This is a genomic window from Gemmatimonadota bacterium (assembly GCA_041390125.1).
Lineage (GTDB): Bacteria > Gemmatimonadota > Gemmatimonadetes > Longimicrobiales > Gaopeijiaceae > JAGQIF01.
The window spans coordinates 32,471-58,507 of record JAWKQN010000013.1; the positions used below are offsets into that span (position 1 = coordinate 32,471).

General features: G+C 72.3%; 21 protein-coding genes. 6 read left to right on the forward strand and 15 right to left on the reverse strand.

Going from position 1 to position 26,037, the window contains the following annotated elements:
• The first annotated feature begins 3 nt into the window (after positions 1-3).
• Together R3E98_14890 and R3E98_14895 are read left to right on the forward strand one after the other, a co-directional pair.
• Entirely contained in the window at positions 4-675 is a 672-nt protein-coding gene (locus R3E98_14890) for a hypothetical protein (GenBank protein ID MEZ4424694.1), read from the forward strand.
• Positions 676-767: 92 nt separating this feature from the next.
• On the forward strand, positions 768-1,853 hold the full coding sequence (locus R3E98_14895; GenBank protein ID MEZ4424695.1) for a hypothetical protein: 1,086 nt from the start codon (positions 768-770) through the stop codon (positions 1,851-1,853).
• A 58-nt stretch (positions 1,854-1,911) separates the two neighbouring features.
• Here R3E98_14895 and R3E98_14900 read toward each other — a convergent pair whose 3' ends face one another.
• Positions 1,912-4,398 carry a hypothetical protein gene (locus R3E98_14900; GenBank protein MEZ4424696.1) on the reverse strand — a complete coding sequence of 829 codons (2,487 nt, stop codon included), beginning with the start codon at positions 4,396-4,398 and terminating at the stop codon, positions 1,912-1,914.
• Between the two features lie 207 nt (positions 4,399-4,605).
• On the opposite strand from R3E98_14900, the gene R3E98_14905 reads away from it, so the two are divergent.
• Positions 4,606-6,282, forward strand: a complete 1,677-nt coding sequence (locus R3E98_14905) for a D-aminoacylase (GenBank protein ID MEZ4424697.1) — start codon at positions 4,606-4,608, stop codon at positions 6,280-6,282.
• Between the two features lie 120 nt (positions 6,283-6,402).
• Here the strand turns inward: R3E98_14905 and R3E98_14910 are convergent, their stop codons facing one another.
• From R3E98_14910 to R3E98_14935, 6 genes are all read right to left on the reverse strand, one after another.
• Positions 6,403-7,158, reverse strand: coding sequence for a MerR family transcriptional regulator (locus R3E98_14910; protein ID MEZ4424698.1), 756 nt, complete (start codon positions 7,156-7,158; stop codon positions 6,403-6,405).
• Positions 7,159-7,256: 98 nt separating this feature from the next.
• Positions 7,257-9,533 (reverse strand): M1 family aminopeptidase, encoded by a 2,277-nt coding sequence (locus R3E98_14915; protein MEZ4424699.1) that lies wholly within the window; start codon positions 9,531-9,533, stop codon positions 7,257-7,259.
• A 138-nt stretch (positions 9,534-9,671) separates the two neighbouring features.
• Positions 9,672-10,859: an aminotransferase class V-fold PLP-dependent enzyme gene (locus tag R3E98_14920; GenBank protein MEZ4424700.1), complete on the reverse strand. Its 1,188-nt coding sequence runs from the start codon at positions 10,857-10,859 to the stop codon at positions 9,672-9,674.
• The gene (locus tag R3E98_14925; GenBank protein ID MEZ4424701.1) at positions 10,859-12,691 is read right to left on the reverse strand and encodes a TRAP transporter fused permease subunit; all 1,833 of its coding nucleotides are present in this window, start codon (positions 12,689-12,691) and stop codon (positions 10,859-10,861) included. Before R3E98_14925 ends, R3E98_14920 begins: the two co-directional genes overlap by 1 nt.
• Positions 12,692-12,699: 8 nt before the next feature.
• Complete coding sequence (locus R3E98_14930) at positions 12,700-13,407, reverse strand: YIP1 family protein (protein MEZ4424702.1); 708 nt, start codon at positions 13,405-13,407, stop codon at positions 12,700-12,702.
• The gene (locus R3E98_14935) at positions 13,404-14,252 is read right to left on the reverse strand and encodes a hypothetical protein (protein ID MEZ4424703.1); all 849 of its coding nucleotides are present in this window, start codon (positions 14,250-14,252) and stop codon (positions 13,404-13,406) included. Before R3E98_14935 ends, R3E98_14930 begins: the two co-directional genes overlap by 4 nt.
• A 236-nt stretch (positions 14,253-14,488) precedes the next feature.
• On the opposite strand from R3E98_14935, the gene R3E98_14940 reads away from it, so the two are divergent.
• Genes R3E98_14940 through R3E98_14950 form a run of 3 tightly spaced genes read left to right on the forward strand, consistent with a single transcriptional unit; the run spans position 14,489 to position 17,765 of the window.
• Complete coding sequence (locus tag R3E98_14940) at positions 14,489-15,046, forward strand: hypothetical protein (protein ID MEZ4424704.1); 558 nt, start codon at positions 14,489-14,491, stop codon at positions 15,044-15,046.
• 28 nt (positions 15,047-15,074) lie between these two features.
• A complete protein-coding gene (locus tag R3E98_14945) occupies positions 15,075-15,974 on the forward strand; it encodes an alkaline phosphatase family protein (protein ID MEZ4424705.1) in 900 nt (299 codons plus the stop codon).
• A gap of 39 nt (positions 15,975-16,013) precedes the next feature.
• The gene (locus R3E98_14950) at positions 16,014-17,765 is read left to right on the forward strand and encodes an ATPase, T2SS/T4P/T4SS family (protein MEZ4424706.1); all 1,752 of its coding nucleotides are present in this window, start codon (positions 16,014-16,016) and stop codon (positions 17,763-17,765) included.
• 26 nt (positions 17,766-17,791) lie between these two features.
• Here R3E98_14950 and R3E98_14955 read toward each other — a convergent pair whose 3' ends face one another.
• The 8 genes from R3E98_14955 to R3E98_14990 all read right to left on the reverse strand — a co-directional run bounded on the left by R3E98_14955 (position 17,792) and on the right by R3E98_14990 (position 26,033).
• Positions 17,792-18,169, reverse strand: a complete 378-nt coding sequence (locus R3E98_14955; GenBank protein MEZ4424707.1) for a hypothetical protein — start codon at positions 18,167-18,169, stop codon at positions 17,792-17,794.
• Positions 18,166-18,885: a hypothetical protein gene (locus R3E98_14960; protein MEZ4424708.1), complete on the reverse strand. Its 720-nt coding sequence runs from the start codon at positions 18,883-18,885 to the stop codon at positions 18,166-18,168. Before R3E98_14960 ends, R3E98_14955 begins: the two co-directional genes overlap by 4 nt.
• 242 nt (positions 18,886-19,127) lie before the next feature.
• A complete protein-coding gene (menC, locus tag R3E98_14965) occupies positions 19,128-20,234 on the reverse strand; it encodes an o-succinylbenzoate synthase (GenBank protein MEZ4424709.1) in 1,107 nt (368 codons plus the stop codon).
• A 28-nt stretch (positions 20,235-20,262) separates the two neighbouring features.
• Complete coding sequence (locus tag R3E98_14970; GenBank protein ID MEZ4424710.1) at positions 20,263-21,456, reverse strand: FAD-dependent oxidoreductase; 1,194 nt, start codon at positions 21,454-21,456, stop codon at positions 20,263-20,265.
• On the reverse strand, positions 21,453-22,298 hold the full coding sequence (locus tag R3E98_14975) for a hypothetical protein (GenBank protein ID MEZ4424711.1): 846 nt from the start codon (positions 22,296-22,298) through the stop codon (positions 21,453-21,455). The genes R3E98_14970 and R3E98_14975 overlap by 4 nt, the downstream gene beginning before the upstream one ends.
• Complete coding sequence (locus tag R3E98_14980) at positions 22,295-23,413, reverse strand: M20/M25/M40 family metallo-hydrolase (GenBank protein ID MEZ4424712.1); 1,119 nt, start codon at positions 23,411-23,413, stop codon at positions 22,295-22,297. Before R3E98_14980 ends, R3E98_14975 begins: the two co-directional genes overlap by 4 nt.
• A complete protein-coding gene (locus R3E98_14985) occupies positions 23,410-24,741 on the reverse strand; it encodes a (Fe-S)-binding protein (protein ID MEZ4424713.1) in 1,332 nt (443 codons plus the stop codon). Before R3E98_14985 ends, R3E98_14980 begins: the two co-directional genes overlap by 4 nt.
• Positions 24,738-26,033 carry an FAD-binding protein gene (locus tag R3E98_14990; protein ID MEZ4424714.1) on the reverse strand — a complete coding sequence of 432 codons (1,296 nt, stop codon included), beginning with the start codon at positions 26,031-26,033 and terminating at the stop codon, positions 24,738-24,740. The genes R3E98_14985 and R3E98_14990 overlap by 4 nt, the downstream gene beginning before the upstream one ends.
• Positions 26,034-26,037: the final 4 nt, after the last annotated feature.

Genomic DNA, 26,037 nt, shown 5'->3' on the forward strand with positions numbered 1-26,037 from the left:
AGCATGCGAAGACTGTTTCCGCTCGCTCTCGCGTCCCTGATCGCAACGTCTGCGTGCTCCGCCGCGGGCGGGCCGCGCCCGGATCCCGAGCGGCTACGCGGCGTGCTGGCCCGGTTGCACGAGGACGTGCGCACAAACCGCGATCGTGCCCGCGCGGCAGCGGATACGGTTTCCGCGCAACAGGCGGTGGCCGCGCACCTGATCGACTGGTTCGAAGAAGAGACGCTCGCCAGCAGCACCCGCATGCTCGAGGAGCTGGTGTTCCTCGGCCGGGGGTCTTCCTATCCACCGTACCGGATCGGCTACGACGCGCTCGTCCTCTCCGGTGACGTCGGGCAGATCCCCGACGGCGAGCTGCGCGGCCGCCTGGCCGGCTTCTACGCAGAGGCGAGTCGGCTGGCCGAGGCAGGCCCCCAGACCACGCATCACCTGGTGGAGCGCCTGGACGCCGTCGCGCCCACCGGCTTCTGGTACCAGATCTTTCGTCTGGAACCGCACCGCACGGTGCCGTCCGACTTCCGCAAGTCGTTGCAGGTCCTGGACGAAGCCGGTCTCGAGCGCAGTCTGCGCGTGGCCATCCGCGATCTGGAGCGGTACCGCGCTGCGCTTCTCGCTCATGCCGCGCAGGCGGACACGCTGGTGACGCTCCTGGAGGCGGCGCGGCCGACGCAGTGATGCGACTGTGCGCGTGCCTCGTTACCCTGGTTCTCGCCGCTCTGACAGGGTGCTCGGCTTCCAGCGGCGGAGGCGGGCCCGGAGCCGGCGAGTTGGCGGATACGGCGTCCCTCTCCTCCACCGAGCACTACGACACCGATCTGGGATCTCCGAGCGCCCTCCACGTAGACGGGCGCGGGATCGTCTGGGTCGGCACCCACGATGGCCGCGTGCTGCGCCTGGAGTCTTCCGAAGCACCAGCGGTCGTGGCGTGGCAGGGCGATACACCTGCATCCCGTATCGTAGGCCTCGCCACGCAGGGGGAGCAGCTCTTCGTGCGCGACACCGCAGCGGTGGTGGCGCTGGATCCGTCGGGTCGCGCGCTCTGGCGGGCGGCCGTGCCGGCCGCGCCCTCCGTCTATGGTCGCGACGCGCTCGTGGCCACACCGGGCGGCGCGCTCGTGGCCACGGTGCAGCTCGACCACCCGCCGTTCTCACGCGCCGCCGTACGGATCGACAACGGTGACGTCGTTGATACCATCGCCGTGGAAACGTCCGGCGTCGCGTGCATGGAGCCCCGACCCTCCCGCTTCGGCTCGGGTCGCTTCGTCGACCTGCGCGTGCGCTACGTGCCGATGGTGCACCTCTCCGTGGGCGACGACGGCAGCGTGCTTACGGGATGTACGGCGTCGTACTCCATCCACCGTCGGCTGCCCTCCGGGCCGGATGTGGAAATCGAGCGGCGCTTCCGACCCGTCGCCACGGCCCCGGACGAGCGCGACTCGTTCGTGAAGACGTGGACGGCGCAGATGAACAACTCGGGACGCGCCGACCTGCCGTGGGTGTGGGAGGGAGCGGAGCTGCCCCTCCTGAAGCCTGCCTTCCAGCGCCTGCTCGGGGATGCCACGGGCCGCACGTGGGTGTGGCCGTCGCAGCCGAGCGTCCCGCTGGAGAGCCCACCCACATGGCACCTGGCGGGGCTACCCGCCATCCTCTGGACGGAGCCGCGGACGGGCGCGTTCGACGTATGGGACGAGGACGGCGTGCTTCTCGGACACGTGCGGCTGCCGTCCAACGTCCCGTTCTCGCCCTTCGGAGAGTTGCCCGAGCCGTTCCTGCGTGGCGACACCGTCTGGGCGTTCACGGCGGACTCCACCGGGTGGACCGGCGTCGGACGCTTCGAGATCCGCTGGCCCTGAGACGGTGTGACCGGCCACGGCCCACGCGCACACGAGGCCGGCCACACCCTCGCCGACGTCAGTTCGAACAGTCGAGCGTCACGCCCGTCGTGCGGATCTCACGCGGTGCCAGTGGCAACAGGATGAGCAGACCGGGGTCCGTGCATTCCGCCGGAAGGTTGCCCAACGTCACGAAGGCACCCTGCGCGGCGGTGTAGCTGCGGTACACCCCGTCCAGGCCCGTCACACCGAAGGCCGGCCCCGACAGCGTGACACCGGGCATCGGTCCCAGTTGTGGTGACTCCACCAGGTACCGCAGGTAGGCGCGCTCCGGGCTGAGCGGCACCTGCGGCAGCGGCACCACCGGGGCCGGCTCCACCCACGCCACCTCGCCCAGACTGCTGGAGGGAGGCTGCACGGCGCCACAATACGCCGCCGGCTCGAAGAAGGGGTCGCCCGCCAGGGACGGGCACGCCACCTGCCACATGGGCGCCGTGGCGATGGGGCGCAGGTCGGGCACCGACGCCCAGGGTCCCCGCAGCACCACCTCCACCGAGTCGTAGTTGATCAGGATGCGATTGCCGCGCGCCAGGTCACGCAGGAACTGGCCCTCGGCGTCCGGCGAGAGGTAGGGCAACGTGGTGGCGGGATCGGCATCCAGGTCTCCGAGCCGGCCGAAGCCGGACACCAGCGACGTATCGAATCGGATCGTGCCCGCCTCGAGCTGCGCCCACGTCTCCACCCCATCGATGTCCAGCACGAAGGTCCCCGAATCCGGCTGCGCGTGGACGAGCGCGCCCACGACGGTCATCGCCGTCCCATCCGTGAGGCGGATGGCGGCCGAACCGGGCTGCGCTCCCACCGGCGCCGGTGCACCGACCAGGCTCACGTTGCGCAACGTCGGCCACGACCGCGGCGCGGCGTCTGGGTCGGAGGGCGAGTTGGCCCCCTGCACCGCCACGGCCGCCCCCCCGTCCGCCTGCACCACCAGGAACTGGACGGCGCCCGTCCAGCCGTACGACCAGTCCAGACCGGGACCCGCCGAGGCCGTGGTGCGGATCCGTTTCGCGCGGGCCGTGCCGCCGTCGAAGCCGATCCCACCGGCACCGCTGCGCGCCACGAACAGCTCGCTCAGCACCGTTCCCGTGCCGACGCCCCGGAGAGCGAGCGCCTCCAGGGTGCCTCCGCCCGCACCTTCCACACGCACCCAGCGCAGCACCCCGCTCGAGTCCGCGGGCTCGCACCCTCCGAACGCGCCGGAGGATGCCGACATCTCCGGACAGCCGCCGACACTGCGACCGGCCAGTGCCGGGCTGGAGCCCGCCCCCGAGTTCACCGGGGCGTTTCCGTTCAGCACCAGTCCCTCCCAGCACCCGGCGTTGAGCGCGCCCGTACAGGTGAAGGTGATGGGCTGTACCGGCGTCCCCTCCGCGTGGAGGCGTCCGTTCCGCGTCACCACCAGGGCCGCTCCCGCACCCGCCTCGATCCGGGTGCCGGCGGTCACCACCAGCTCGCCGGCCGCGCCCGCTTCGTCTCCCACCTGCACCACGCCCTGCAGCGTGTACACGGTATCCGGGGAGAGCGTGCGCACGCCCGTCAGGGTGCCGGACAGCGCCGCGGCGCCGACCGGTGCGGGTCGGGGGATGGGATCTCCCACCACCACCTGGTTCTGGCCCAGCGACTCCTGCGCGATCGCGAGCGCGTCCAGCACGTTGAGCACGCGACGCAGACCTCCGCAGACCTCGAGCCCGGGGGGGCAGGCGTCACCCGGCTCGCCCAGCCCCGGCAGGTTGGCCGGGCGCACGTTGCCTGCCACCACAGCGTCCCGGTTCGGCGCATCCGAGGCCAGCACCATCTCCTGGTTGCCCACCACCATGTTCACGATGTGCGAGACGTCGAGCACGTTGATGGTCCCGCTGACGAACGCATCGCCCCAGATCTGCCCGGCACCCGGGACCCGGCCGGGCCCCGACGCCACCACGGCGGCGATGTCCGGATCCAGCCATTCGGCCCACTCCAACCAATCGAGCCGGCGCGGCTCGGCCGCACTCGCCACGGCGGCGTCCACGGCGACCCGTTCGGACCACCGCAACCGCATCGGCTCCGCGTCCAGGGATCCCGCAACCTCGGCCTCGAAGCGCAGCGAGGCCGGAACGCCCGGACGCGCCGACTCGAACACCAGCAGCGCCATGCGGCCCGGAAAGCCGTTCGGCGCCACGGCCGCGATCCGCAGGCGACCCGCGTCGGCACCGTCCTCGTTCACCATCGCCAGCACGCCCGCCTCGGGGATCTGTCCCCGGTAGCGGGCCTCACGCACGTCCCACCGCAGCCAACCCTGCACGGCTCCCAGCCCGTCCTCCACGTTCAGGGCGAGCGTGAAACGCTCTCCCGGCCCGCTGCTCGCACGATCCACGACGGCGTATCCCGCAACGTCCCCCCGGTCGCTCTCGGCTCCGGCCGGAAGCGCCACGGGGCCGCGATCCACGCAGCCCGCCATCGTCAGACCCGCGAGCAGGAGCCCCCAACGCGGCCGTTGCGGCCGCGCTCGTTCCCCGACCCGCTCCATGCACCTTCCTCCTTCTCGGTGTCCTCCTGGTCGGCGCCCCGCGAGAGCGCGGGGTCCGCGGTGGAGTCTGTCCGTCGGCGCCGGGGAGCCGGTAGGCCGATCAGGTATCGAACGGGTAGAGAACTGGTGTCGGGCGGACCGGGGCGCGGGATGCGCGCGGCCGCGCCTCCCCGCATGTTCCGCGGGTCCCTCGACCGGAGGAGTCCCGTGGTCCACCCGCCCCACCGCGTCCGCGCCTTGCTGGCGCTGGCGTCGCTGCTCGGTGCCTGCTCCTCGCCGCCGGAGGTGATCGACGGCGGTGAGCTGGACGTGCTCATCACGGACGCCCGCATCGTCGACGGCGCCGGAACGCCCTGGTTCCGCGGGGACGTCGGGATCCGCGGCGACCGAATCGTCGCGGTCGGCGCCCTCGGCGACGTCGAGGCCGAGCGCGTCATCGACGCGCGTGACCGCGTGCTGGCGCCCGGCTTCATCGACATGATGGGCCAGTCGAGCCTGGTGCTCGTGACGGATCCGCCGAGCGCGGAGAGCAAGCTGCGGCAGGGGATCACCACCTACCTGTCCGGCGAGGGCGGCTCGCCGGCACCCCAGCGCTCGGACGACCCCGGCACCGCCGATCTACCGAGCGGGATGGTGGGTTGGACCACGTTCGCCGAGTACTTCACGGCGCTCGAGGCCGAAGGCATCCCCCTCAACGTGGTGCACAACGTAGGGCTGACGCAGGTCCGGCGTGTGGTGCTCGGCGATGAAGACGTAGCGCCCACCGCCGAACAGCTGGACCAGATGAAGGCGCTGGTCCGGCAGGCCATGGAGGACGGCGCGGTGGGCGTCTCCACGTCGCTGATCTATCCGCCGGCCATCTACGCCTCCACCGAGGAGCTCGCCGCCTTGGCCGAGGTGGCCGGGCAGTACGGTGGCGTCTACTTCACGCACATGCGCAACGAGAGCTTCGCGGTGCTGGAGGCGATCCGCGAAGCGCTGACCATCGGATCCCGCGGCGGTGTTCCCGTCCACATCTACCACCTGAAGGCGGCGGGGCGGGCCAACTGGCCGCTCATGCGGCAGGCGCTGGCGCTCATCGATTCGGCTCGTGCCGCCGGTCAGGACGTCACGGCCGACGTGTACCCCTACGTGCGCAACGGCATCGGGCTGACGTCCTTCCTGCATCCCCGACACTACGCACGCGGCAGCGACGTCTTCCTGGCCACCCTGGACGACCCGACCGTGCGGGCCGAGCTCCGCCGCGAGGTGGAGCGCACGGCGGACTGGGAGAACTGGTACCGCCACGTGGGATCGGACTGGAACAACGTGCTGATCGTGGAGGCGCCGGACGGCATCGACCCCGCGGTGATCGGCGGTTCCGTGGCCGACGCGGCCCGGGTGCTGGGCACACCCGACGCGTGGAGCGCGTTCTTCGAGCTGGTGAAGACGGGCGGCGTGAGCGTCAACCCGCTCAGCATGGACGAGCAGCAGAAGTGGGATGCGCTGCGCGCCCCGTACATGATGATCGACACGGACGCCTCCCCCGTGAACCCGGCCAGCGAGCGGAGTGCCCATCCCCGCGCGTTCGGGACCTTCCCGCGCGTGATCGCCAAGTACGTGCGCGAGGACGGTGTGATCACCCTGGAGGACGCCGTGCGGCGCATGACGTCCCTGGCCGCCCGCCGGCTGCAGCTCTACGACCGCGGGCTGATCGCGCCCGGCATGGCGGCCGACCTGGTGCTGTTCGACCCGGAGCGCATCACCGACCGCGCGGACTTCACGGATCCCATGCGCTACGCCGAAGGGGTGGACTTCCTGATCGTGAACGGCGTGCCGGTGATCGACGACGGCCGCCTGACGGAGGCCCGGCCGGGTCGGTTGCTGCGGCGGGCGGAGCGGTAGCCGCGGGATCCCGATCGGGCCGGTGCAGGACGAGCCGCCCGCTCCCACCGGGAGAAGGCCCCGAGCGTGCGCGCCGCCGTCGCGGCGGCCGGGGGACGTCTCCGTCCCCCGGCTCCCTTCCTACTGCCGCGCCGCGTTGGCTTCGATGGCCTCGCGGACGAACTGCGCCAATCCCGGCTCGTGCTGATCGTACGTGGCCGTGAAGCGCGGGTCCTCCGTGTACATGGCACCCAGGCTGGCGTGCATCTTCGGCGAACAGTCGTAGAACCAGCGGCAGATGTGCTGCCGTGCCTCCTCGGCGGTGGCGAGCGCCGCCTCGTCCGTGGGCGCCGCGCCCGCTCGCTTCAACTCCACGAAGCGCGCCATGGTCTGGTCGCCTTCCTCCTTGATGCGCAGCCACTCCTGCTTGCCGTACCGCTTCGCGCGCCGGGTCGACTCCTTGTAGGCGTCCGTCTCGCCCCAGCGCTCCTCCACCTCCGCCTCGTACTGGGCGGGATCGAAGTCCCCGAACACCTCCAGCTTGTCCTTGGCGTCCATCTGGATCCCCCTGGTCTCCGCGTGCAACGCGGCGTCGACGGCTCCGATGAGCCGGTCCAGCCGCGCACGCTTCTCGTTCAACAGACGGCGGTGGTCCAGCAGGGCGCTCCGGCGCTCATAGGTCGGATCGCCCAGCACCGCGGCGATCTCGTCCAGGGCCATGCCCAGCTCCCGGTAGAACAGGAGCTCCTGCAGGCGGGAGACGTCGTCGTCACTGTAGAGCCGGTACCCGGCCGCGCTGCGGCCGCTCGGCTCCAGCAGGCCGATCTCGTCGTAGTGATGGAGCGTGCGGACGGTGATGCCCGCCATCTCCGCCACGGCCCCCACGGTGTAGCTCATGGTCCACCTCCGGGCAGGACGCTACACCCTCACGATACGTGAGGGTCAAGGGGGCGTCAGGCCCGGGCGTGACCGCGGCAGGAGTCCCGTGACGCCGGCTACCGCCAGCGCTCCTCCTTGACCTCGGCGAGCACCGACGACAGCTCGTTGAAGACCACCTCGTCGGGTCGACGGGGGAGCAGCGGGAAGTCGACCTCCGTCACCGGCCCCTTCACGAGGACGCGGAAGCGGGCCCAGCCCTCGTCGCCGAACCCGACCCGCACCGGCACGATCATCTGGAAGTCGTCGGGGACGTCCTCCTGCAGGATGCGGGCGCGGATCTGATAGCCCTCGGCCGTCTCCTCCCCCGTCCAGGAGAAGCGCCAGGTGGGGATCTCATTGCCGTAGACCCACTGGTCGAAGAACCAGGTCATGTCCACGCCCAGGTGCTGCTCAGACAGCCGCTTCAGGTCCTCCGTGCCGATCGGACCCCGCTGGCCGAGCTGATACAGATCCTGCATCACACCCTTGAAGATGCTCTCGTCCATGGTGTCCAGGTCGAGCATCAGGTTGCGCAGCATCTGGATGACCCAGGCGCCCTTCTCGTACACGACGATCTGGTAGTCCTCCTCCGTGCGGCTGGAGAACACGCGCGGGCCGAGCCCGATGGGTCCGGACTTGCCGCGTCGCTCCAGGATGCGGCGCTTGGCATCGTCAAGCCGGTCGAAGTACAGCTCGTTGTTCATCAGCACGCGCTGCATGTACCACAGGCCGCTGAACTCGGCGAGACCCTCCGACAGCCAGGTGTCCCGATACGTGCGGGGCCGCGCGGAGAGGCCCCACCACAGGTGGGCCACCTCGTGCGCGCGGAAGATCTCGTCGTGGCCCTTCGAGCCCGTCCACTGGAACGTCACCCAGGAGAGCTGCAGCATCTCCGGGAAGGCCTGTCCGTGGCTGTAGGGGATCTCGGTGACCAGGAGCGCGTCCACGGGCGCGGGACCGTAAGCCTCCGTGAAGAACGCGAGGCTGTTGACGATATCGGAGCCCACCTGCTGGGCGATATCCTGCTGCAGGAGCAGCCCTTCGAGGCGCTTGTGCGCCCGCTCCGCCACCTGGAGGCGCACCGCGGGAACGCGCCCGTTGTCGAACGGCGTCTCCGTGAACTCGCCCAGGTTGAACGAGGCGTGGGGGGAAGGCTTCGTGACCTCCCAGTGCGCGTAGACGACGTCCCCTTCCTGCCGGCGTTCGGTCTCGACCCCGGTCCCCGCGAACGTATAGCGGGCCGGATAGGTGAACTCGAGATCGAACGTGGCGTCCACGTCACCCGCCACCGGATACCAACCCGTCATGGAGCGGATGAACACCCACCCCTCGACCCGCCGGATGAGGTCCCCCCCGTAGAAGAACTCCACCTCGTGGCCCGACCCGCCCTCCACCGCGCCCGGGGTGCGGACCCAGAGCTGGTACGCGTCGTCGTCGCGCACGTGCGGCGTGCGCACACCGGCCCACCGGACCGAATCCACCTTCAGCTCACGGAACAGTCGGAAGGGGATCCACTGCTCACCTGCTCCGTTCACGATCACGAACGGGCGCGCGACGGCCTGGAAGTCCAGGTTGTCCTGGATGACCACGTCCACATCGTAGTGCAGGACCTCCGCGGCCGGCCGGTCGCGGTCCACCCAGGTCGGGTCACGCTCCCGCTCGATGTCGAAGCTGGCCACGACGTCGTACACCCGACCGCGGCGTGCCTTGCGACCGAGCGAGACGCTCTCGCCCAGCGAGGCGTCGTAGCGATAGTAGACGGGGTCGCCGTCCTCCAGCTCCATGTGCGCGTGGAAGAGCGCGGTGGAGTCTCCGTTCAGGAAGGTGCGCATCACCCCGATGTCGAAGCCCAGATCGTCGTCCTCCGCCTCCAGGTAGCGGACGGCGTCGCGCACGGCGTTCTCGGCGCCGTTGGGCACGGCGCTCGCGGCGAAGGTCAGCTGCCCCTCCAGCTCGGCGGCGGTTCCGTCTCCGAACAGGAGGACCACGGACTTGACGGCCAGATCCAGCGAGTCGGAGCGGAAGGCGCGGCGCAGCTGATCCCGCTCCACCGGGTGGCTGGCGCGGAACCCGAAACGCGCGCGCCCCGTGTACACGGCGCCTATGATGCGACCCTCCAGCCGCAGGAGGGCCAGACGCCCCGGACCGAGCGCCAGCCGCGCCGCCGGGCGCTCCAGCACCAGGGACCGCACGTCGGCCACGGCGCCGGGGTCGGGCTTCAACGAGCCGATGGCGGACCGGAGGGCCAGGTACTCGTTGGCGGGAGCCTGACCCACGAGACCGGCGGGAAGGGCGACCAGGAGGCCAGCCAGAGCCAACGCAGCGGCGGCCCGGCGTGGGTGCGGTGGAGACACGGGGGGATCTCGTGCGAGGGGAGCGAGGTGGGCGCAGCCCATCCGCAAGCAGGGAACATGCCCCGGCTGCGGTGCTGTGGAAACCCCGCTACGGTCACGGCTCCGGTACGGAGCCGCTGCCGCAGCGCCACAGATCGCTCAGCTTTCCCGCAGCACCTGTGTCAGCGCCGCCACGTCCTCGGCGTCGTTGTAGACGTGGGGTGAGATGCGCAGCGCGCTGCCCCGACGCGAGACGTACACGCCGGCGCGGGACAGGGTGGACGTCACTCCGTCCAGGTCCACCCCGGCGGGAGCACGCAGCCCGAAGAGGTGCTCGCCCCGCCAGGCCCTGTCCTCCACCGCCCAGCCACGCTCCTCCGCCACCGCGAGCAGCTCGCGCGTGAGCGAGGCGCAGTAGTCCTGGATGCGCTCGGGCGTCCACTCCAGGACCAGGTCGAGCGCCGCCGACAGCATCGGCACCAGGATGAAGTTGCTGCGCTCGCCCACATCGTAGCGGACGGCCCCGGGCGCGTAGTCGTCCACGTAGTCCACGAGGCCGGAGAAGTTCTCGCTGCCTTTGCGCGCGATCCACGTCTCCTCGAGCGGCTGTCCGCCGTCGAAGCGAGGCCCGTACCACGCCAGCCCGGTGGAGTAGGGCCCCATGAGCCACTTGTACCCGGCCGCGATCACCGCGTCGGGGCGGATGCGCTCCACATCGAAGGGCAGCGCACCGATGGACTGCGTGCCATCGAGGATGAACGCGGCGCCGACGTCGCGGGCGCGGGCACCGATGGCGTCGAGGTCGAAGCGGGTGCCGTCGGTCCAGTGCACGGTGCCCATGGCCACCACGGCGGTGTTCGCATCGATGGCGTCCAGCGAGCGGGCCGTCCACTCCGGCCCGCGCGGTCCCGTGGCCGCGGGCCGGACGACCCGGAGCTCCGCGCCGTGCCGCTGGCAGAGGGACCGCCAGCTGTAGACGTTGCCCGGGAACTGCTCATGCATGACCACCACGTTGCGGCCCGACCCCAGGTCCACGTTGCGCGCGCAGGTGGCGACGCCATACGAGACCGAGGGCAGGATGGCCACCCGCTCGGCGTCCGGCGCGTGGATCAGGCGCGCGAACCGCTGCCGGAGCCGGGTGGAGTCGCGGAAGAAGTCCTCGGGCCCGATCTCCGTGGGGACGGCCTTGCGCCCGATGGCATGCACGCCGGTCTCTTCCACGGAGCGGGCGAGCGGAGAGAGATAGGCGCAGTTGAGCCAGTGCACGTCTCGGGGCAGACGGAACTGGGCGCGCTGGCAGGACAGGGCGGCGGAAGCGGTCTCGGTGGTCATGGGAGGCGAAGTCATCAACCCTGCGCGGCTTGCGCCGGCACCGGGCTGCGCTTGCCCGACAGCATCATCGCCAGCAGGACGGTCCCACCGAACAGGTCCGTGAGGAGACCGGGGAAGATGAGCGCGAAGGCGGCCGCCCCGAGCACCAGGCGCTCCCACACCAGCAGCGGCCGGCGGCCGAAGCCCATGGTGGCCGCCGCCAGCGCCAGCACACCCGCGGTGGCCGTCACGGAGGTGTGCAGGATCTCCACCCAGCTCCCCAACAACAGCAGGGAAGGCGCATACACGAACATGAACGGCACGATGAAGCCGGCCACGGCCAGCAGCACGGCCGCGAACGCCGCCTTGGTGGGACTGGCTTCCGCGATGCCCGCGGCCGCGAAGGCGGCCAGCGAGACGGGCGGGGTGACGTTGGAGATGCAGCCGAAGTAGAAGATGAACATGTGCGCGGCGAGCAGGGGCACGCCCAGGTCGGTGAGCGCGGGCGCGCCCAACGCGGCCAGCACCACGTAGGCGGCCGTCGTGGGCAGGCCCATGCCCAGCACGATGGAGCCCGCCGCGGTGAGCAGGAGGGCGACCAACAGGTTGCCCTGCGAGACCTGGATGATCAGCTCCGACATGCGCAGCCCGATCCCGGTCAGCGACGCCACACCCACCACGACCCCGGCCGCGGCGCAGGCGGCCGCCACCTGCACGCCCCCGCGGGCGGCGCGCTCGAGCACGGAGGTGAGCTTCGCCTTGTCGAGGCGCGTCTCCTTCTTCAGCAACGTGAACAGCGCGGCCGAGGCGACCCCCCAGAAGGCCGCCCGCATGGGCGAGCGCCCCATGGCCAGCAGCGTCACCACCAGCCCGAGCGGGAGCAGCAGGTGCAGGCGGTTCAGGACCGGCTCGGTGTCGATCTCGCGGCCGGGCTCGATGCCCATGCGGCCGGCGCGGAAATGGATGGTGGCGAGCAACGCCACGTAGTAGAGCAACGCCGGGATGACGGCGGCCGCCGCGACCTGGGCGTAGGGGATGTTGGTCCACGTGGCCAGGATGAACGCGCCCGCGCCCATGATGGGCGGCATGAGCTGTCCGCCCGTGCTGGCTGCTGCTTCGATCCCGGCGGCGAAGAAGGGCTTGAACCCGGCGCGCTGCATCAGCGGGATGGTGAACGTTCCGGTCGTGACCACGTTGGCCACCGCGCTGCCGGACAGCGAGCCCATGAACGCGCTGGCCACCGCCGCCGTCTTGGCGGGCCCACCGCGGCTGCGTCCCGCGACGCGTTCGGCCAACGCGATCAGCAGCGCGCCGCCGCCGGCGACCTCGAGGACCGCGCCGAACAGCACGAAGAGGAAGACGAAGTCCGCCGAGACGCCCAGCGGGATGCCCCAGATGCCCTCGGTGGACAGGTACAGGTGCTCGACGAGACGACGCACGCCGTAGCCCCGGTGGGCCAGCACGCCGGGCAGCCAGGGACCCAGGAACGCGTAGGCCAGCGCGCCCAGCGCCACGACCACCAGGCCGGTCCCGGTGGTGCGGCGGGCCAGCTCCAGCACGGCGATGAGCGCGAGCGCGCCCATCACCAGGTCCACGGTCGTGGGATTGCCGGACCGGGCGACCAGCGTGTCCTGCTCGAAGACGATGTAGAGGCTGGTGACCGCGGCCACCACCGTGAGCACCAGCGAGATGGCGCGACGGACGGCGCTCGTCTCCGCGTTCTTCTGCCCGAAGCCCAGGAAGCCCAGCGCGGCCATGAAGGCCAGGTGGGAAGGACGCTGGATGAGGGCGGTGAAGGGGGAGATGCCGGCCGAGTAGAGATGGAACAGCGTGGCGGCCGCGGCGACCACCACCAGGAATGCCCTCATGCGCTATCTCACTGGAAGAACGCGAAGACCGAAGCAAAGAGCAGCGAGAATAGCAGGAGAGCGCTGAACGCGCTGCCCCAGCCGCGGCGGGGGTCGATGCGGGTGGCTCCGACCGCCAGGACGGCCATCCCCAGGAGGACGAAGAGGTCCAGACCCCGCAAGACGTTGAGCAGGTAGCCGGGCGACAGGACCCCGCTCAGGACCGACCCGACGGACAGCGTCATGCGGAAGTCCCCGGCCGCGATGCGGAGCGGCACGGTCACCAGGCCGCCCAGGGCCGGGATGAGCAGCGCGTGCGCCGTGGCGGCCAGGTACTGCTTGAAGGTGCCCTCGTCCCCGAACACGAAGGCGAAGGCCACCGTGGCCATCCCGGCGGTCAGGAACGTCCAGATGGCCCACACGATGGGGCTGAAGACGAGGCCCAGGGTCCGCGCGACCCCCGCGGCCGACGGGGGGATCTCGTTGCCGGTCTCCAGCGACATGGCCCGGAAGGACTCGCGGTAGACCTCCACGGGGATCAACCAACCCGCCAGGGCCACCAGCGCGGCGCCGAGCAGGAACGCCCCCAGCCAGCGGGGCTCCCGGGCCACCGCCTCCATCAGACGGCCCGGGGACAGGATCACGTCCACCACGCGTCGCCAGAGGGGCGGGAGGGGAGGCGGCGCCGCCGCCTCCCCGGTCGCGGGAGCGCTCCAGGTGTCCCCGTCCGTGCTCACGGCTCGGCGCGCCGCGTGTGGGAGCGTTGGGTCAACGACATGGTCATGTCGGGAGCGCCCGGCATGTCCACCACCATGGCGCCGGACAGCTCACCGCTGCTCCAGGACTCCTGCAGCAGGGCGGCCTGCGGGTCCCAGAGCAGCCAGCCGCTGGACGTCCCGGAGAGCGTCTGGGACATGGACATGCCCTGCATGGTCCCCTCGGCCACCATCTCCACGTCGGACTCCGTGGTGATGCGCAGCAGCCGGGTGCCGGCCACCGTGGTGTCGCCGGTGATCGCGTAGCGGGTCACGGTGGTGTTCGTGTTGCGGACCCCCTCCATGGTCTCGTCCACGGTCAGGGTGTCCACCCAGGAGTCGCCCACGCCGACGGACCGGTCGGGGAGGCGCAGGAAGAACTCGTGGGCCAGGGAGACGTTGCCCACCATCTGGGCCGCCTGACCCTCCACCTGGAAGCGCTCGTGGACGGAGGCCTCACCCCGCGGTCCCACCGTGAAGACCAGCGTGCCCTCCACGTCGGAGGTCCCGATCTGCGACGTGCCCCCCATGGGGTTGTCCATCGCGGCCTGGAGGGCCTCGTACCGAGCGGTAGCCCGGAAACCGGCGGGGTCCTCCGTGAAGCTGAGCCCCACCGTGGCGTCCGAGTGGCCGTTGATGGCGATGGTCCCCATCACACCGGTATCGACCTCCACCACCACGGTGTCGTTCTTGACGAAGGAAGCCTCCGCCGCGGGCGGCATCCGGATGGAGAGCGCGCCCCCGGGAGCCGGTGCGCCGGGGCCGGACGCGCCACCGCATGCGGCGAGGGTGGCGAGCAGAGCGAAAGAGGCGAAGCGAACTCTCATGAGGATCGGCTCCTGGAGAGGCGAGGTCGGGTTCCGGACGGGGCGCCGACCCTCAGGCGGGTCCGCGCCTTCCAGTCTACCCTACGGGCGCCCCCCCTGGAATCTTCGCCCACCGCGCCGGAACCCCTCGCCATGGTTGGACGTACCTGCCCCTGCGCATTATCGTGGGAATTCGACATGAACGCTCGTCCCGCGGGAGCGGTGGCTCCCGGCGGGCCACGCGCAGGGACCATCTGATGAGCTTCCGGACCAATCCCGATCGTATCCTCGCCAACATCGATCGCGGCCGTGAACGCGCCGCCGAGGCGCGTGAGGAGTTCCAGCGGCAGGCCTCGGGACGGGAGCTCGACTCCGAGGTCCCGGATCGGGACACCACGCCGGCCGAGCGGCAACGCCGTCTGTTCAAGCTCGTCGAGCGCGCCTACATGCAGGTGGCGGGCTCGCGCGACCTGCGGCAGCTGGCGCAGCGCTTCCAGGCCATCGGCGACATCCCCACCCATCACGCGCGCGGGGACGTCACGGTGTCCATCCACTACATGGACGCCGAGCGGCACGACGAGGTGGCCATGTCCCCGTTCGAGATCCGGCCCGATCGCTTCGTCGAGGAGAAGAAGGTCACCAAGACGAGCCGCGCGGATGTCAACGGCCTGCGGATCCTGCGGGCGGAGCTGCGCGAAGGCGTCATGAACGCCTACAAGAAGATCGAGCCGCGCATCCGCGAGGCCGTGCGGGAGCGCGCCGACCTGGGCCACGTCACCGCCCAGGTGACGATGGACCTGCGCCCCGCCAGCTGACACCGGCTCCGACCCGACGCCAGCGCCGGTGCGGGTCGTCCTCGTCTTCCTGGACGGCGTGGGCATCGGCTCCGCCGACCCCGCGCGCAACCCCTTCCTGAGCGCCTCCCTGCCCACGGTGCGGGGCGCGCTGGGTGGCGTACCCACCCTGGACTCGCCCCGGCTCGAAGGGCCGGGCGGTCGCTCCCTTCCGCTGGACGCGGGGCTGGGGGTGGAGGGGAGGCCGCAGAGCGGGACCGGGCAGACCGCCCTCCTCACGGGCGAGAACGCCGCCGAGCGGTTCGGGCGGCACTTCGGCCCCTGGACGCCCACGGGGCTCCGGCCGCTCCTGGCCGAGCGCAACGTCCTCGTGCGCGCCCGGGACGCGGGTCGGCGGGTGGCCTTCGCCAACGCCTATCCCGAGCGCTACCTGGAGCGCGTGCCCAGCCGGCGCATGGCCGCCCCTCCCCTGGCCGCCCACGCCGCCGGGGTCCTGGACCGGCACCAGGACCACCTGGCCCGGGGCGAGGCGGTCGCCAGCGAGATCGTCAACGACGGGTGGCGGAAGCACCTGGGCTTCTCCGCCCTCCCCGAGGTCTCGCCCCAGGCCGCGGGCGCCAACCTGGCGGGGATCGTGCGCGCGCACGACCTGACGCTGTACGCGCACTACCGGACGGACGAGGCCGGGCACGCCGGCACGCGCGAGGCGGCGCACGCCGCCCTGGAGCGCGTGGACCGATTCCTGGGCGGGCTGCTGCAGGCCCTCCCGGACGACGGGCTGGTGGTCGTCGCCAGCGATCACGGCAACCTGGAGGAGCTGGACGCCGGCCATACCACCAACCCGGTGCTGGGCCTGCTCCTGGGGCGGCGCCCGCCCGCCGACGACCACCTCGACTCGATCCTGGACGTGACGGAGCACCTGCTGCGCTGGAGCGGCGTCGACGCCTGACGCCATGGGTGCGCCCCGGACCCGCGCCGATCTTCGCGCATGGTCCGTCACGCACCCCTCGGCGAGCTGCTCGTCCAGGCCGGAGCCCTCTCCCCGGTCGCGCTCCAGGAGGCGCTCGAGCGCCAGCGCACCGGTACGGGCCGGCTCGGGGAGACCCTGGTGCAGCACCGGCTGGCGGACGCGGAGGCCGTCGCGCGCGCGTTGGCGCAGCAGGTGGCCCTCCCGTACGCGCCCGCGCCGCTCGCGCCGGACCCCGCGGCTGCACGGCTGGTGCGGCCGGAGCTGGCCCGCACGCTCGGGCTGGTCCCGCTCGCGCTGGAGGGCCGGGCATTGCGCGTGGCCATGGCGGACCCGCTCGACCACGACGCGGTGGTGCAGGTCGGCTTCCACTGCGGCCGGCGCGTCGTTCCCGCCGTCGCCTCCACGCGCGCCATCGAGCGCGCGCATCTGCTCGCCTACGGGGGTGAGCTGTCCGAGCTGGTGCGGGACCTCCCGAGCCTCCGTCCGGAGGAGGATCGCTCCGCGCGCGTGCTGGAGCGCGAGGCCAGCTCCGCCCCGGTGGTGCGGCTCGTGGACCTGTTGCTGCGACGCGCGGTGGAGGACGGCGCCAGCGACATCCACCTGGAGGGCGCGGGCAGCGAGCTGAAGGTGCGCCTGAGGGTGGACGGTGTGCTGCGCACGCTGATCGAGCTGCCGCTCGTCGGGCGCGACGCCGTGGTCTCGCGCCTGAAGATCATGGCCGGTCTGGACATCGCCGAGCGCCGCCGGCCGCAGGACGGTGGGTTCCAGATCGAACAGGCCGGAGGCGTGCTCACCGTGCGGGCGTCCACGCTGCCGGTGGAAGGAGGGGAGAAGGTGGTGCTGCGCTTGCTCGATCCGCTGCACGCGCCCGCCGGCCTCGACGTGCTCGGGCTCGCGGATGACGACCTGCGCCGCCTGCGCCGCGCGCTCGGTGCCAACCAGGGGCTGCTGCTGGTGGCGGGTCCCACCGGCAGCGGGAAGAGCACCACGTTGCAGGCCGCCCTGATGGAGCTGGACCGCGCCCGCCGCAACGTCGTGACGCTGGAGGATCCCATCGAGTACCGGCTCGACGGCGCCCACCAGGTCCAGGTGCGGCGCGCGGCGGGACTCACGTTCCCGTCCGTGTTGCGGGCCGTGCTGCGTCAGGACCCGGACGTCATCATGGTGGGCGAGGTCCGCGACGGAGAGACGGCGGAGATCGCCATCAGCGCCGCCGTGACCGGCCACCTGGTCCTGTCCACCGTCCACACGGTGGACGCCGCAGGCGCTCTCACCCGGCTGATGAACATGGGCGTGCCGGCCTACCTGGTGGCGGCGGGCGTCACGGCCGTGGTGGCGCAACGGTTGGTGCGGACGGTGTGTCCCCGCTGTCGGGGCCGTCCGTCCGGGTGTGACGCCTGCCCGGACGGCTATCGTGGTCGAACCGGGATCTTCCAGGTCCTGACCGTCAATGATGCGCTGCGCGATCGCCTGCTGCGGGGGGCGTCCACCGCTGAGCTGCGCCGTCTGGCCCGGCGCGCCGGGACGCGGAGCCTGGTCGAGGACGCGCAACGCAAGGTGGCCGAGGGCGTGACCACGCCCCACGAGGTGGCCCGGGTGCTCCAGGCCGATGCGGGTAGCCTGCTACCCTGTCGGGCCTGCGGTGGGGACGTCCCGGACGAATCGCTGGGGTGCCCGCACTGCGGTGCGGAGGTGGAGCGGCGCTGCGCGTGTGGGAGCGCCCTGCTGGCGGAGTGGCGGTTCTGCCCGGCCTGTCGCCGGAAAGCCTAGCGGAGGAAGAGGCTCCCCCAGCCAGGCTACGGCGTGGTCGCCGGTGCGGGCAGGCCCTGCGGCGCCCGGTTCCCCTGCGGCAGCAGGTGCACGAGGTAGCTCAGCGCCATCATGACCACGAACAGGCAGAGGACGGCGCGCTGACCCAGACCCAGGCGACGGGCCGTGCCCACAGGGACCGGGCTCTGCACGGCGGCGGTGCGGCGCAGGCCGCCGGACTCCTGCAGGATGGTGCGCATGTCCGCCCCGCAGCGCGCGCACAACCGGAACATGCCGGGGTTCACGCCCCAGCAATGCGGGCAGATGCTGTGCTCGCCCTCGGAGGACGGCGCCGAGGCCGGATGCACGCGGAGATCCGGCAGGCGGCTCCGGCTCCGCTCCTGGGAAGTGCCGATGTCGGTCATCCCCTGACGCGCTGCTCCATCTCCCGGAGGAGTCGTTCGACGGGATCTCCACCCGACGGCCACAGGACGCCATCGGAAAGACGGTTCAGGGCCACGCGGACCCGGGAGAAGCGGTCCGCCACATCGTTGAAGACGTCGCCCAGACCGAATCGTACCGCCTGTCCGCTGTCCGCCGCCAGACGGTAGCCCGTGGTGCCCATCTCCTCGTAGTAGCGCACGGACGGCGCACCACGCAGCCGCTCCCGCCGCTGCAGGTACTGCGGGAACAGGCCCGACAGCCACAGCGACAGGTTCCCGAGATGCAGGTTGAGCAGGAAGGCCTCATCGGCACCGACGCGCGTGCGATGCAGCACGATGTCGACGAGATAGCGGTATTCGTCGTCGGAGTGCTCGCTCGGCCGGTAGGCCCGCCGCTCCCGCCCGAACGACACCACCAGCGTGGCCACGTAGTCGGCCATCACGCGGTCGTCGATCCCGCCCTCCAGAAGGGCATGACGGACCAGGACGTAGAAGATCAGCTCCGGCGGAGAGGCCGCACGCCGGTCGGTCAGCAACGCGTTGCGCACCCGGGGATCGTCGAGCAAGGCGTCGATCCCGCCGGCGTCCAATCGCTGCTCGGCGGCCGCCCGCAGCATGTCGTCGTCGCCTGCCAGCAGGCCGACGAGGTGCATGGCATCCTGGCGTCCGAACGACGCGCGAATCGTGGGAAGGATCACGGTCCACCTCCCGCTGAGCGTCCGACCCACCCCCGGCATCCGCAAACCACAGGCCAGGGGGTCCCTCGGTCCTACACCGGAGTTTCGGCCGGGGATACGGGACGCTTCACACCGCGTGTCCGCGTCGGAGGTCGTTCACGGTGGACACCCGTGCGCGGCCCGAAGCAGCGGCAGCACTCGCCAGGTGCGGCTGCCAGGCGCCCGCTCGACGCCGCGAGGGGCTGCCTGTCCGCTCGCGCCGCTCAGCCCTCGAAGGCCTGACGCCGCACCGTGAGCGCGTCGATGAAGTCGAGATCCAGGTCGACCCCGATCCCCACCCCGGAGGGCACGCGCATGTGACCTCCGTCCACCACGAACTCGGGTGTGACCACGTCGCGGGCCCAGTAGCGGCTGCTGGCGGAGATGTCCCCGGGCAGGGAGAAGCCCGGCAGGGACGCGAGCGCCAGGTTGTACGCGCGGCCCACACCCGACTCCAGCATGCCTCCGCACCATACCGGCATGTCGTGCGCCCGACAGAAGTCGTGGATGGCCACCGAGGACGCGAAGCCTCCCACGCGACCCGGCTTGATGTTGATGATGCGCCCGCTGCCGAGCTCGTGCGCCAGGCGGGCGTCCTCCACCGAACGGATCGACTCGTCCAGGCAGATGGGGGTCGCCAGCTCCGCCTGCAGACGGGCATGATCACGCAGGTCGTGCCAGGCGAGCGGCTGCTCGATCATCATCAGGTCCAGCTCGTCCAACTGCTTCAGGTGATCCACGTCGGCGAGCGTGTACGCGGAGTTGGCGTCCGCCATGAAGGGGACGTCGGGGAAGTGCTCCCTCAGCACGCGCAGCATGGCGACGTCGCGACCCGGCTTGATCTTGATCTTGACCTTCCGGTAGCCCTGCTCCACGAACGCCCGCACCCGCTCGATCAGCGCATCGTCCGTTCCCTGGATCCCTACGCTGACCCCCACGGGCACCGACTCCGCCGTGCCTCCCACGACATCGCGGAGCGCGGCGCCGCGCCGGGCGGACTCGAGCGCCCATCCGGCCATCTCCACGGCGGCGAGCGCCATCGGGTGACCGCGGATCCACGCCACCGGTGCGAGCATCTCGCGCGGATCGTCCACGTCCGTGCCGGCCACCACGGGCAGCACGAAGTCCGTCAGGAGGTGCCACGCCGTGTCCGTGGTCTCGTACGAATAGGACGGGTCCTCGGCCGCAACGCATTCGGACCAGACGGTCTGCCCTCCCGCCTCGACACGCAGCAGCAGGACGCGGCGGTCCTGTCGGCCTCCGCTGCTGATCTCGAAACGCTCCTTGAGGTTGAGTCCGATCTCGCGCAGCTCGAGCCGATCGATCCGCATACCGTCCGTTCCTTTCGGGTTGATCCGCTCAGCGCGCCCGCAGGTGGGCGAAGACGTCGTCCACCTGTTCGAAGCCGACCTTGAGCAGGAAGGTGTTGTTGCGTCCGTAGGACTTCGATCCCAACACGAAGAAATCCGGCTCCGGGCTCCGGAGCGCATCGATGCCGTGGCCGCCCTGGTCCAGGCAGTCCGCGGAGCTGCCCGCACCGAGCAGGGCGGCGGAGAGCTTCATCAGACCGGCGGTGGCCCAGCACTCGTGGACCTGGAGCTGCCGGTACAGCCCCGCGTCTCCGATGGAGCCCGTGAGCGACACGATCCGGTCCACGCGCTCGCGCTCGATGGCGCCGTCGCTCCTGCGGAGGTCCACCTGGAGCGCGTCCCCCTCCCGCGCCACGGCATCCACCACGCGGCCCGCCCTCACCTGCACCGCAGGGAGCCGGCCGGCCGCCAGCGCAGCGGCGGAGCGTGCCAGGGCCGCCCGCTCGGGAAGCGGATCGTCCGGGATCGGCTCGAAGCAGGCCGGGTCTTCCCGGACGGCCCACAACACCTGCGTCCCGGTCCGCTCCGCGAGTCCCGCCAGGTCCCGCGCGGCGGTCTGTGCGGAGTGGCCGGCACCCACCAGCAGCACGCGACGCCCCTTCCACCCCGACGCATCGGACCGGACGTCCGGGATGGACCGCACGATGTCGGCCTCCGCGGCGCGCTCGCCCGGAGCGGGGATCCCCCCGTCCCCGAGCGGGTTGGGCTGTCCGTACGTCCCCGTGCAGTCCAGGACCACGTCGGCCCGGTGCACGGACTCGCGCCCGTCCGCGTGGGCCACGAGGATCCGGAACGGACGGAGGGCGCGCACCCCGCTTCCGATCCCGTCGTCCTTGAGGGTCGCGTCCCGCGACACGGCCACGACCCGGGCACCGGTGTGGATGCATCCGGCCAGCACGCCCGCCAGCGGCTCCAGCACGCGCTCGACGTACTCGGCGCCGGTGGGGCAGTCCTCCGGGTCGTCCGCCGGGGCGGGTGCAGCCAGGGCGCGCCGCATCCGTTCGGACAGATCCAGCGCCCAGGGCGAGAACATGCGCACGTGACCCCACGCCCGGACGTGGCTGCCGACGCCCGGGCCGGCCTCGAAGACCGTGCAGGTCCAGCCGGACTCGCGCGCGGCCAGCGCCGCGTCCAGACCGATCGGGCCGGCACCCAGGATGGCGATGTGGGGAGCAGGCTTCATGGGTCGCGCTCGTCGACGGAGACCGGCGCGAGCAGGTAGCGCGAGACCTCTCCCGCCCGGAAGAACTCGCGCACCTCCCACCCCCGGTCCAGATAGTGGGTCAGGACCGCGCGCGTGGCTTCGCGCCAGCGTACGGCCTTCGCCAGCGAAAGGCTCTTGAGGGCGTCGAGGTTCCCCGGGATCGTCACCAGCACCTGCGGGGCCTCGAGGTCGGTGCGCGGCGCGACCGGCACCGGCAGCCCGTCCTCCATCGCCGCGTCCAGCGCCAGCGGGACGTCCGCCACCTCGTCGGGTCGGGGCACGCCGCGTCCTTCCAGGCGATCCGCCACGCGGCGGGTCGCGATGGGCCAGAGCGCCACGAAGCGGTCCGTCCCGATGCCCGCGTGCAGGGGAGAGTCGGTGTCGCCGTACATGTCGCGCGCGTATTCGCGCACGACGATCCCGAGCTTGTTGAAGTTGAGGTAGGCGTTGCGCGATTGGAGCGGATCGAACGTCCAGTAGACACGTCCGACATCCAACGCCCGCATGCGGTCACGCTGATACGCCTTCAAGCGGGTGCCCAGACCGGTGTCGCGCAGCCCCGGACGCACGGCCAGCATGTCCGACCAGTGCACCAGCCGGCCGCGCTCCACCCCCGTCATGCCGAACACGAACCCCACGAGCCCACCGTCCGCAGCGAACGCGCCAGCGGCCAGGCCGCCCAGGCGTTGCGCGACCTTGAGGATCGCCAGCGGGACCCGCTCCGAGAAGCCCCTGCCCCAGACCTCCTCCTGCAGCGCGATGCAGGCGTGGTATTCCGCGATGCTCGCGAAGGGGCGGATCTCGTACGCGGGGTCGCTCACAGCCGGCTCAAGAGGCGCGCCAGCAGCTCGATGCGCGCGGGCAGCGGCTCACGGTACACGAACTCGTGCAGCGAATGCGCACCCCCTCCGTCCGGCCCCAGGCCGTCGAGCGTGGGGCAGCCCACGCCGGCCAGCAGATTGCCGTCCGACGCCCCACCCGTCCCCCCGCCCGACAGCGGGAAGCCCAGGGCGCGGGCCTGCTCCACCGCCACGTCGAAGAGCGCCCGACTGCCCGGGGTCTCCTCCAGCGCGTAGCGGTTCACGCCGCCCGCCACCGTCAGCGTACAGCGCGGATCGCGCGGCTTGAGCCCCTGCATGGCGGCGTGGACGCGCTCGGCCTCTCCCCGTGTCCAGAAGCGGACATCCACGTCCGCCGCCGCGCGCTCGGCCACCACGTTGGACGCCGTCCCGCCCTGGATGGTGCCCGCGTTCAACGTGGTCTCCACACGCGCGTCCGCCAGGCCCAGGACGGTCCCCAGCACCCGCAGGAGCTCGTGGATGGCGCTCGCTCCGGCCTCGGGCTCGATGCCCGCATGCGCGGGCACGCCCTCCACCGCCACGTGGTAGAGGGCCACGCCTTTGCGGGCGAGCTTGACGCCCCCGCCCGGCAGGCTGGGCTCCAGCACCAGGGCCCCGCGCGCGGACCGGCCCAACTCCTCGATCCGGGCGCGCGACGTGGCCGACCCGCTCTCCTCGTCGCAGGTGAGGTAGACGAGCACCTGGTCGCGCAGCCGTTCGCCGCGCTCGGTCAGCCGGTCCAGCGCCACCAGGAGTGCGGCGATCCCGCCCTTCATGTCGTAGACGCCCGGCCCCGTCACCCGGTCGTCCTCCACCTGGAAGGGCAGGCGGTCGAGGGTCCCGACCGGATGGACCGTGTCGAAGTGACCGAGGATCAGGAGCGGCCCGCGTCCCGTGGACCGGGGCGCTCCCAGACGCGCCAGCAGGTGGGTGCCGGCGCCGCCCGCGGGCTCCAGCGCGACCTCGGCTCCACGGGCGCGGAAGGACTCCGCGATCTGTGCGGCGAGCGCCTCGAGACGCGCGATATCGCCGCTCGGGCTCTCCGCCCGCACCATCGGCTCCACCGCGGCCAACCACTGTTCGAACAAGCCCGTCACACCGCCTCTCCCTGGTCGTAGTAGCCCGCGGCCCGGTAGCTGGCGTCGAGCAGCTCCACCGGGTGCACGGCCTCCGTGCCGGCGCCATCCAGCACCAGCCCGGCTCCGATCTGCATCATGCACCCGGGATTGCCCGTGGCCACCAGCTCGGCGCCGGTCTCGCGCACGGCCCGCACCTTGTCTCCGCCGATGCGACCGCCGAGGTCGGGATGGGTCAGCGCGTAGATGCCGGCCCCGCCGCAGCATTCCTCGGCGCCGCGCAACGGCACCCGCTCCAGGCCGGGAATGGCGTCGAGCACCACGAGCGGAGCGGTGGTCACCTTCTGGGCGTGATGCAGGTGACAGGGCGCATCGTAGGTCACCCGACGGCGCAGCTCCGCACCGGGACGCGGGCCCTGCGCCACCAGCAGCTCGGTCACGTCGCGCACGCGCGCCGCCAGCCGTGCCGCACGCTCGGCCCACGCGGCGTCGTCCGCCAACAGGTGGCCGTACTCGCGCATGGCGGCCCCGCAGCCCGCCGCGTTGGTCACGATCCAGTCTGCGCCGCTCGTCTCGAACGCGGCGATGTTGCGACGCGCGAGCGCGCGTGCGTCCTCCACCGCCCCCGCATGGGCGTGCAGCGCGCCGCAGCAGCCCTGTCCGGCCGCGGTCCGGACGGCGTAGCCGTTGGCGGCGAGCGTACGGGCGGTCGCTCCGTTGACGCGCGCGAAGAGACCCTCCTGCACGCAGCCGTCCAGAAGCGCCACCGTGCCGGCGTCGCCCGCCGAGCGCGGCAGCCGACCCCCGGCGATCACGCCGCGGGCCGGGCCGGACGCCACCAGCATGGCCAGCCCCATCCGCGCGTTGGCGAAGAGCGCGGTGTCCGGCAGCAGGCGCAGCAGGAGGCTCGCCAGACCGGAGCCCCGTAGCAGTCGACCCGCGCCCATCAGGAGCCCGCGCATGCGGTCGGTCCCGAAGCCGAGGAGCAGCGCACGCGTCAGCGCCGAGGGCGGGCGCACGTCGAGCACGGCCGCGCGCGCCGCCTCCAGCAGGAGGCCGTACTCGACCCCGGACGGACAGACCGTCTCGCAGGCCCGACACCCGAGGCAGCGGTCGATGTGGGTGGCGAAGGCCGGATCGTCGGTCTCCAGCCGTCCCTCCACCACGGCCCGCATCAGGTGCAGGCGACCGCGCGGGGAATCGGCTTCGTCACCGAGGCGCGTGTACGTGGGGCAGGCCGGCAGGCAGAAGCCGCAGTGCACGCACGGCATGAGTCGGTCCGACTGCCGGGCCAGCCGCTCCGCGAGGTGCGTGGGGACCGGTCCCGTCCGGGGCGGGCTCACGCTCATGGCAGCCCTCCGCTCCCGGCCAGCACGCCGCCCGGGTCGAAGCCCGCGATCACGCGCGCCAGCAGGGCATCACGCCCGGCATCCGGCGCGAAGACCGGGAAGGCCCGCACCACGGACGCGGGCGCGGCGGTCAGGGTGAGGGAGCCCCCGCGCTGGGCGAGCCGGTGGCGGGCCGTGGCGAGCACACCGGGCAGGTCGGGCTCCACCAGGGCCACCGCGTCCGGCCCCAGATCCAGGGTGGCGAGGCCTTCCGTGGGGAGGATGCGCACGCCGGCGGCCGCTCCGGTCCGATCGGCCAGGGCGGCCACCTCGCCCAGGAGGACGTCCAGGGCAGCGGGTGGCAGGGTGGCCCGCAGGGACAGGCCGGGGACGGGGCGCTCGGCGGCGGTGTCCGCGAACGCCGTCGCCTCCGCGCCGTGCAGGGCGCGCACGGGCTGCGGGTCGCCCGCGCGTGCGGCCAGGATCGCCAGCGCCGCCTCGGTGGCCTCGGCGCCCCCCGCCATCCGCAGCAGCACGCACCAGCCCGCGCCGCCCCCGGGCAGGCTGGAGGCGGGACGCACCTCGAGCGCGGTGGGCACCACCGGGGCGGTGGCCAGGGCGCGCGCCAGCACCGTGACCTCGCGGGCGTCGCCGGCGAACACCCGGAGCTCGTCCGCGACCGGACGGGGGTGCAGGCGGGCACTGATGTCGGTGAGCAGGCCCAGACGGCCCCGGCCGCCGACGGCCAGCTTGAGGAGGTCGAAGCCCGCCACGTTCTTCACGACCCGTCCACCCAGGCGGAGCACCCGGCCGTCCCCGGTCACCAGGGTGGCGCCCAGCAGGAGGTCGCGGGTGCGGCCGTAGCTGGTGACCAGCGGACCCGCGAGGGCGGTGGCCGCGAGCGCGCCCAGCGTGGCGCGGGACGCCCCGGGCGGATCGAGCGCCAGCATCTGCCGATGGGGCGCCGTGGCGGCGTCCAGGTCGGCGCGCGCGGTGCCGGCGCCGGCGGTGAAGGTGAGGTCGGCGGGCTCGTAGTGGGTGATGCCCGCGAGCCGCCGGGCGCTCACGATCAGGTCCACCGGAGCGGCGTGCAGCGAGGCCGCGAGATGATGCCCGGCGCCCACGCAGGCCACGCGCACCGGGGAAGCCGCCAGACTCGCGAGCACGAGCGCGGCCTCGGCGGCGTCGCGCGGCTCCACCACGGCCTGCGGCGGCTCGCCGCCGACCGACCAGGCCTCGCAGGCGGCGCCCGTGAGACGCGGCACGTCGGTGGGCAGCGCGTCGAGGACGCGCTGCGCGGTCACGCTGCCCATGCGC

What these genes read in the sequence shown, in the direction of transcription:
- R3E98_14890 (MEZ4424694.1), top strand. Translation starts at nt 4, where the DNA reads ATGCGAAGACTGTTTCCGCTCGCTCTCGCGTCCCTGATCGCAACGTCT.
- R3E98_14900 (MEZ4424696.1), bottom strand. Translation starts at nt 4,398, where the DNA reads ATGGAGCGGGTCGGGGAACGAGCGCGGCCGCAACGGCCGCGTTGGGGG.
- R3E98_14910 (MEZ4424698.1), bottom strand. Translation starts at nt 7,158, where the DNA reads ATGAGCTACACCGTGGGGGCCGTGGCGGAGATGGCGGGCATCACCGTC.
- R3E98_14920 (MEZ4424700.1), bottom strand. Translation starts at nt 10,859, where the DNA reads ATGACTTCGCCTCCCATGACCACCGAGACCGCTTCCGCCGCCCTGTCC.
- R3E98_14925 (MEZ4424701.1), bottom strand. Translation starts at nt 12,691, where the DNA reads ATGAGGGCATTCCTGGTGGTGGTCGCCGCGGCCGCCACGCTGTTCCAT.
- R3E98_14935 (MEZ4424703.1), bottom strand. Translation starts at nt 14,252, where the DNA reads ATGAGAGTTCGCTTCGCCTCTTTCGCTCTGCTCGCCACCCTCGCCGCA.
- R3E98_14940 (MEZ4424704.1), top strand. Translation starts at nt 14,489, where the DNA reads ATGAGCTTCCGGACCAATCCCGATCGTATCCTCGCCAACATCGATCGC.
- R3E98_14950 (MEZ4424706.1), top strand. Translation starts at nt 16,014, where the DNA reads ATGGTCCGTCACGCACCCCTCGGCGAGCTGCTCGTCCAGGCCGGAGCC.
- R3E98_14955 (MEZ4424707.1), bottom strand. Translation starts at nt 18,169, where the DNA reads ATGACCGACATCGGCACTTCCCAGGAGCGGAGCCGGAGCCGCCTGCCG.
- menC (MEZ4424709.1), bottom strand. Translation starts at nt 20,234, where the DNA reads ATGCGGATCGATCGGCTCGAGCTGCGCGAGATCGGACTCAACCTCAAG.
- R3E98_14970 (MEZ4424710.1), bottom strand. Translation starts at nt 21,456, where the DNA reads ATGAAGCCTGCTCCCCACATCGCCATCCTGGGTGCCGGCCCGATCGGT.
- R3E98_14985 (MEZ4424713.1), bottom strand. Translation starts at nt 24,741, where the DNA reads ATGAGCGTGAGCCCGCCCCGGACGGGACCGGTCCCCACGCACCTCGCG.
- R3E98_14990 (MEZ4424714.1), bottom strand. Translation starts at nt 26,033, where the DNA reads ATGGGCAGCGTGACCGCGCAGCGCGTCCTCGACGCGCTGCCCACCGAC.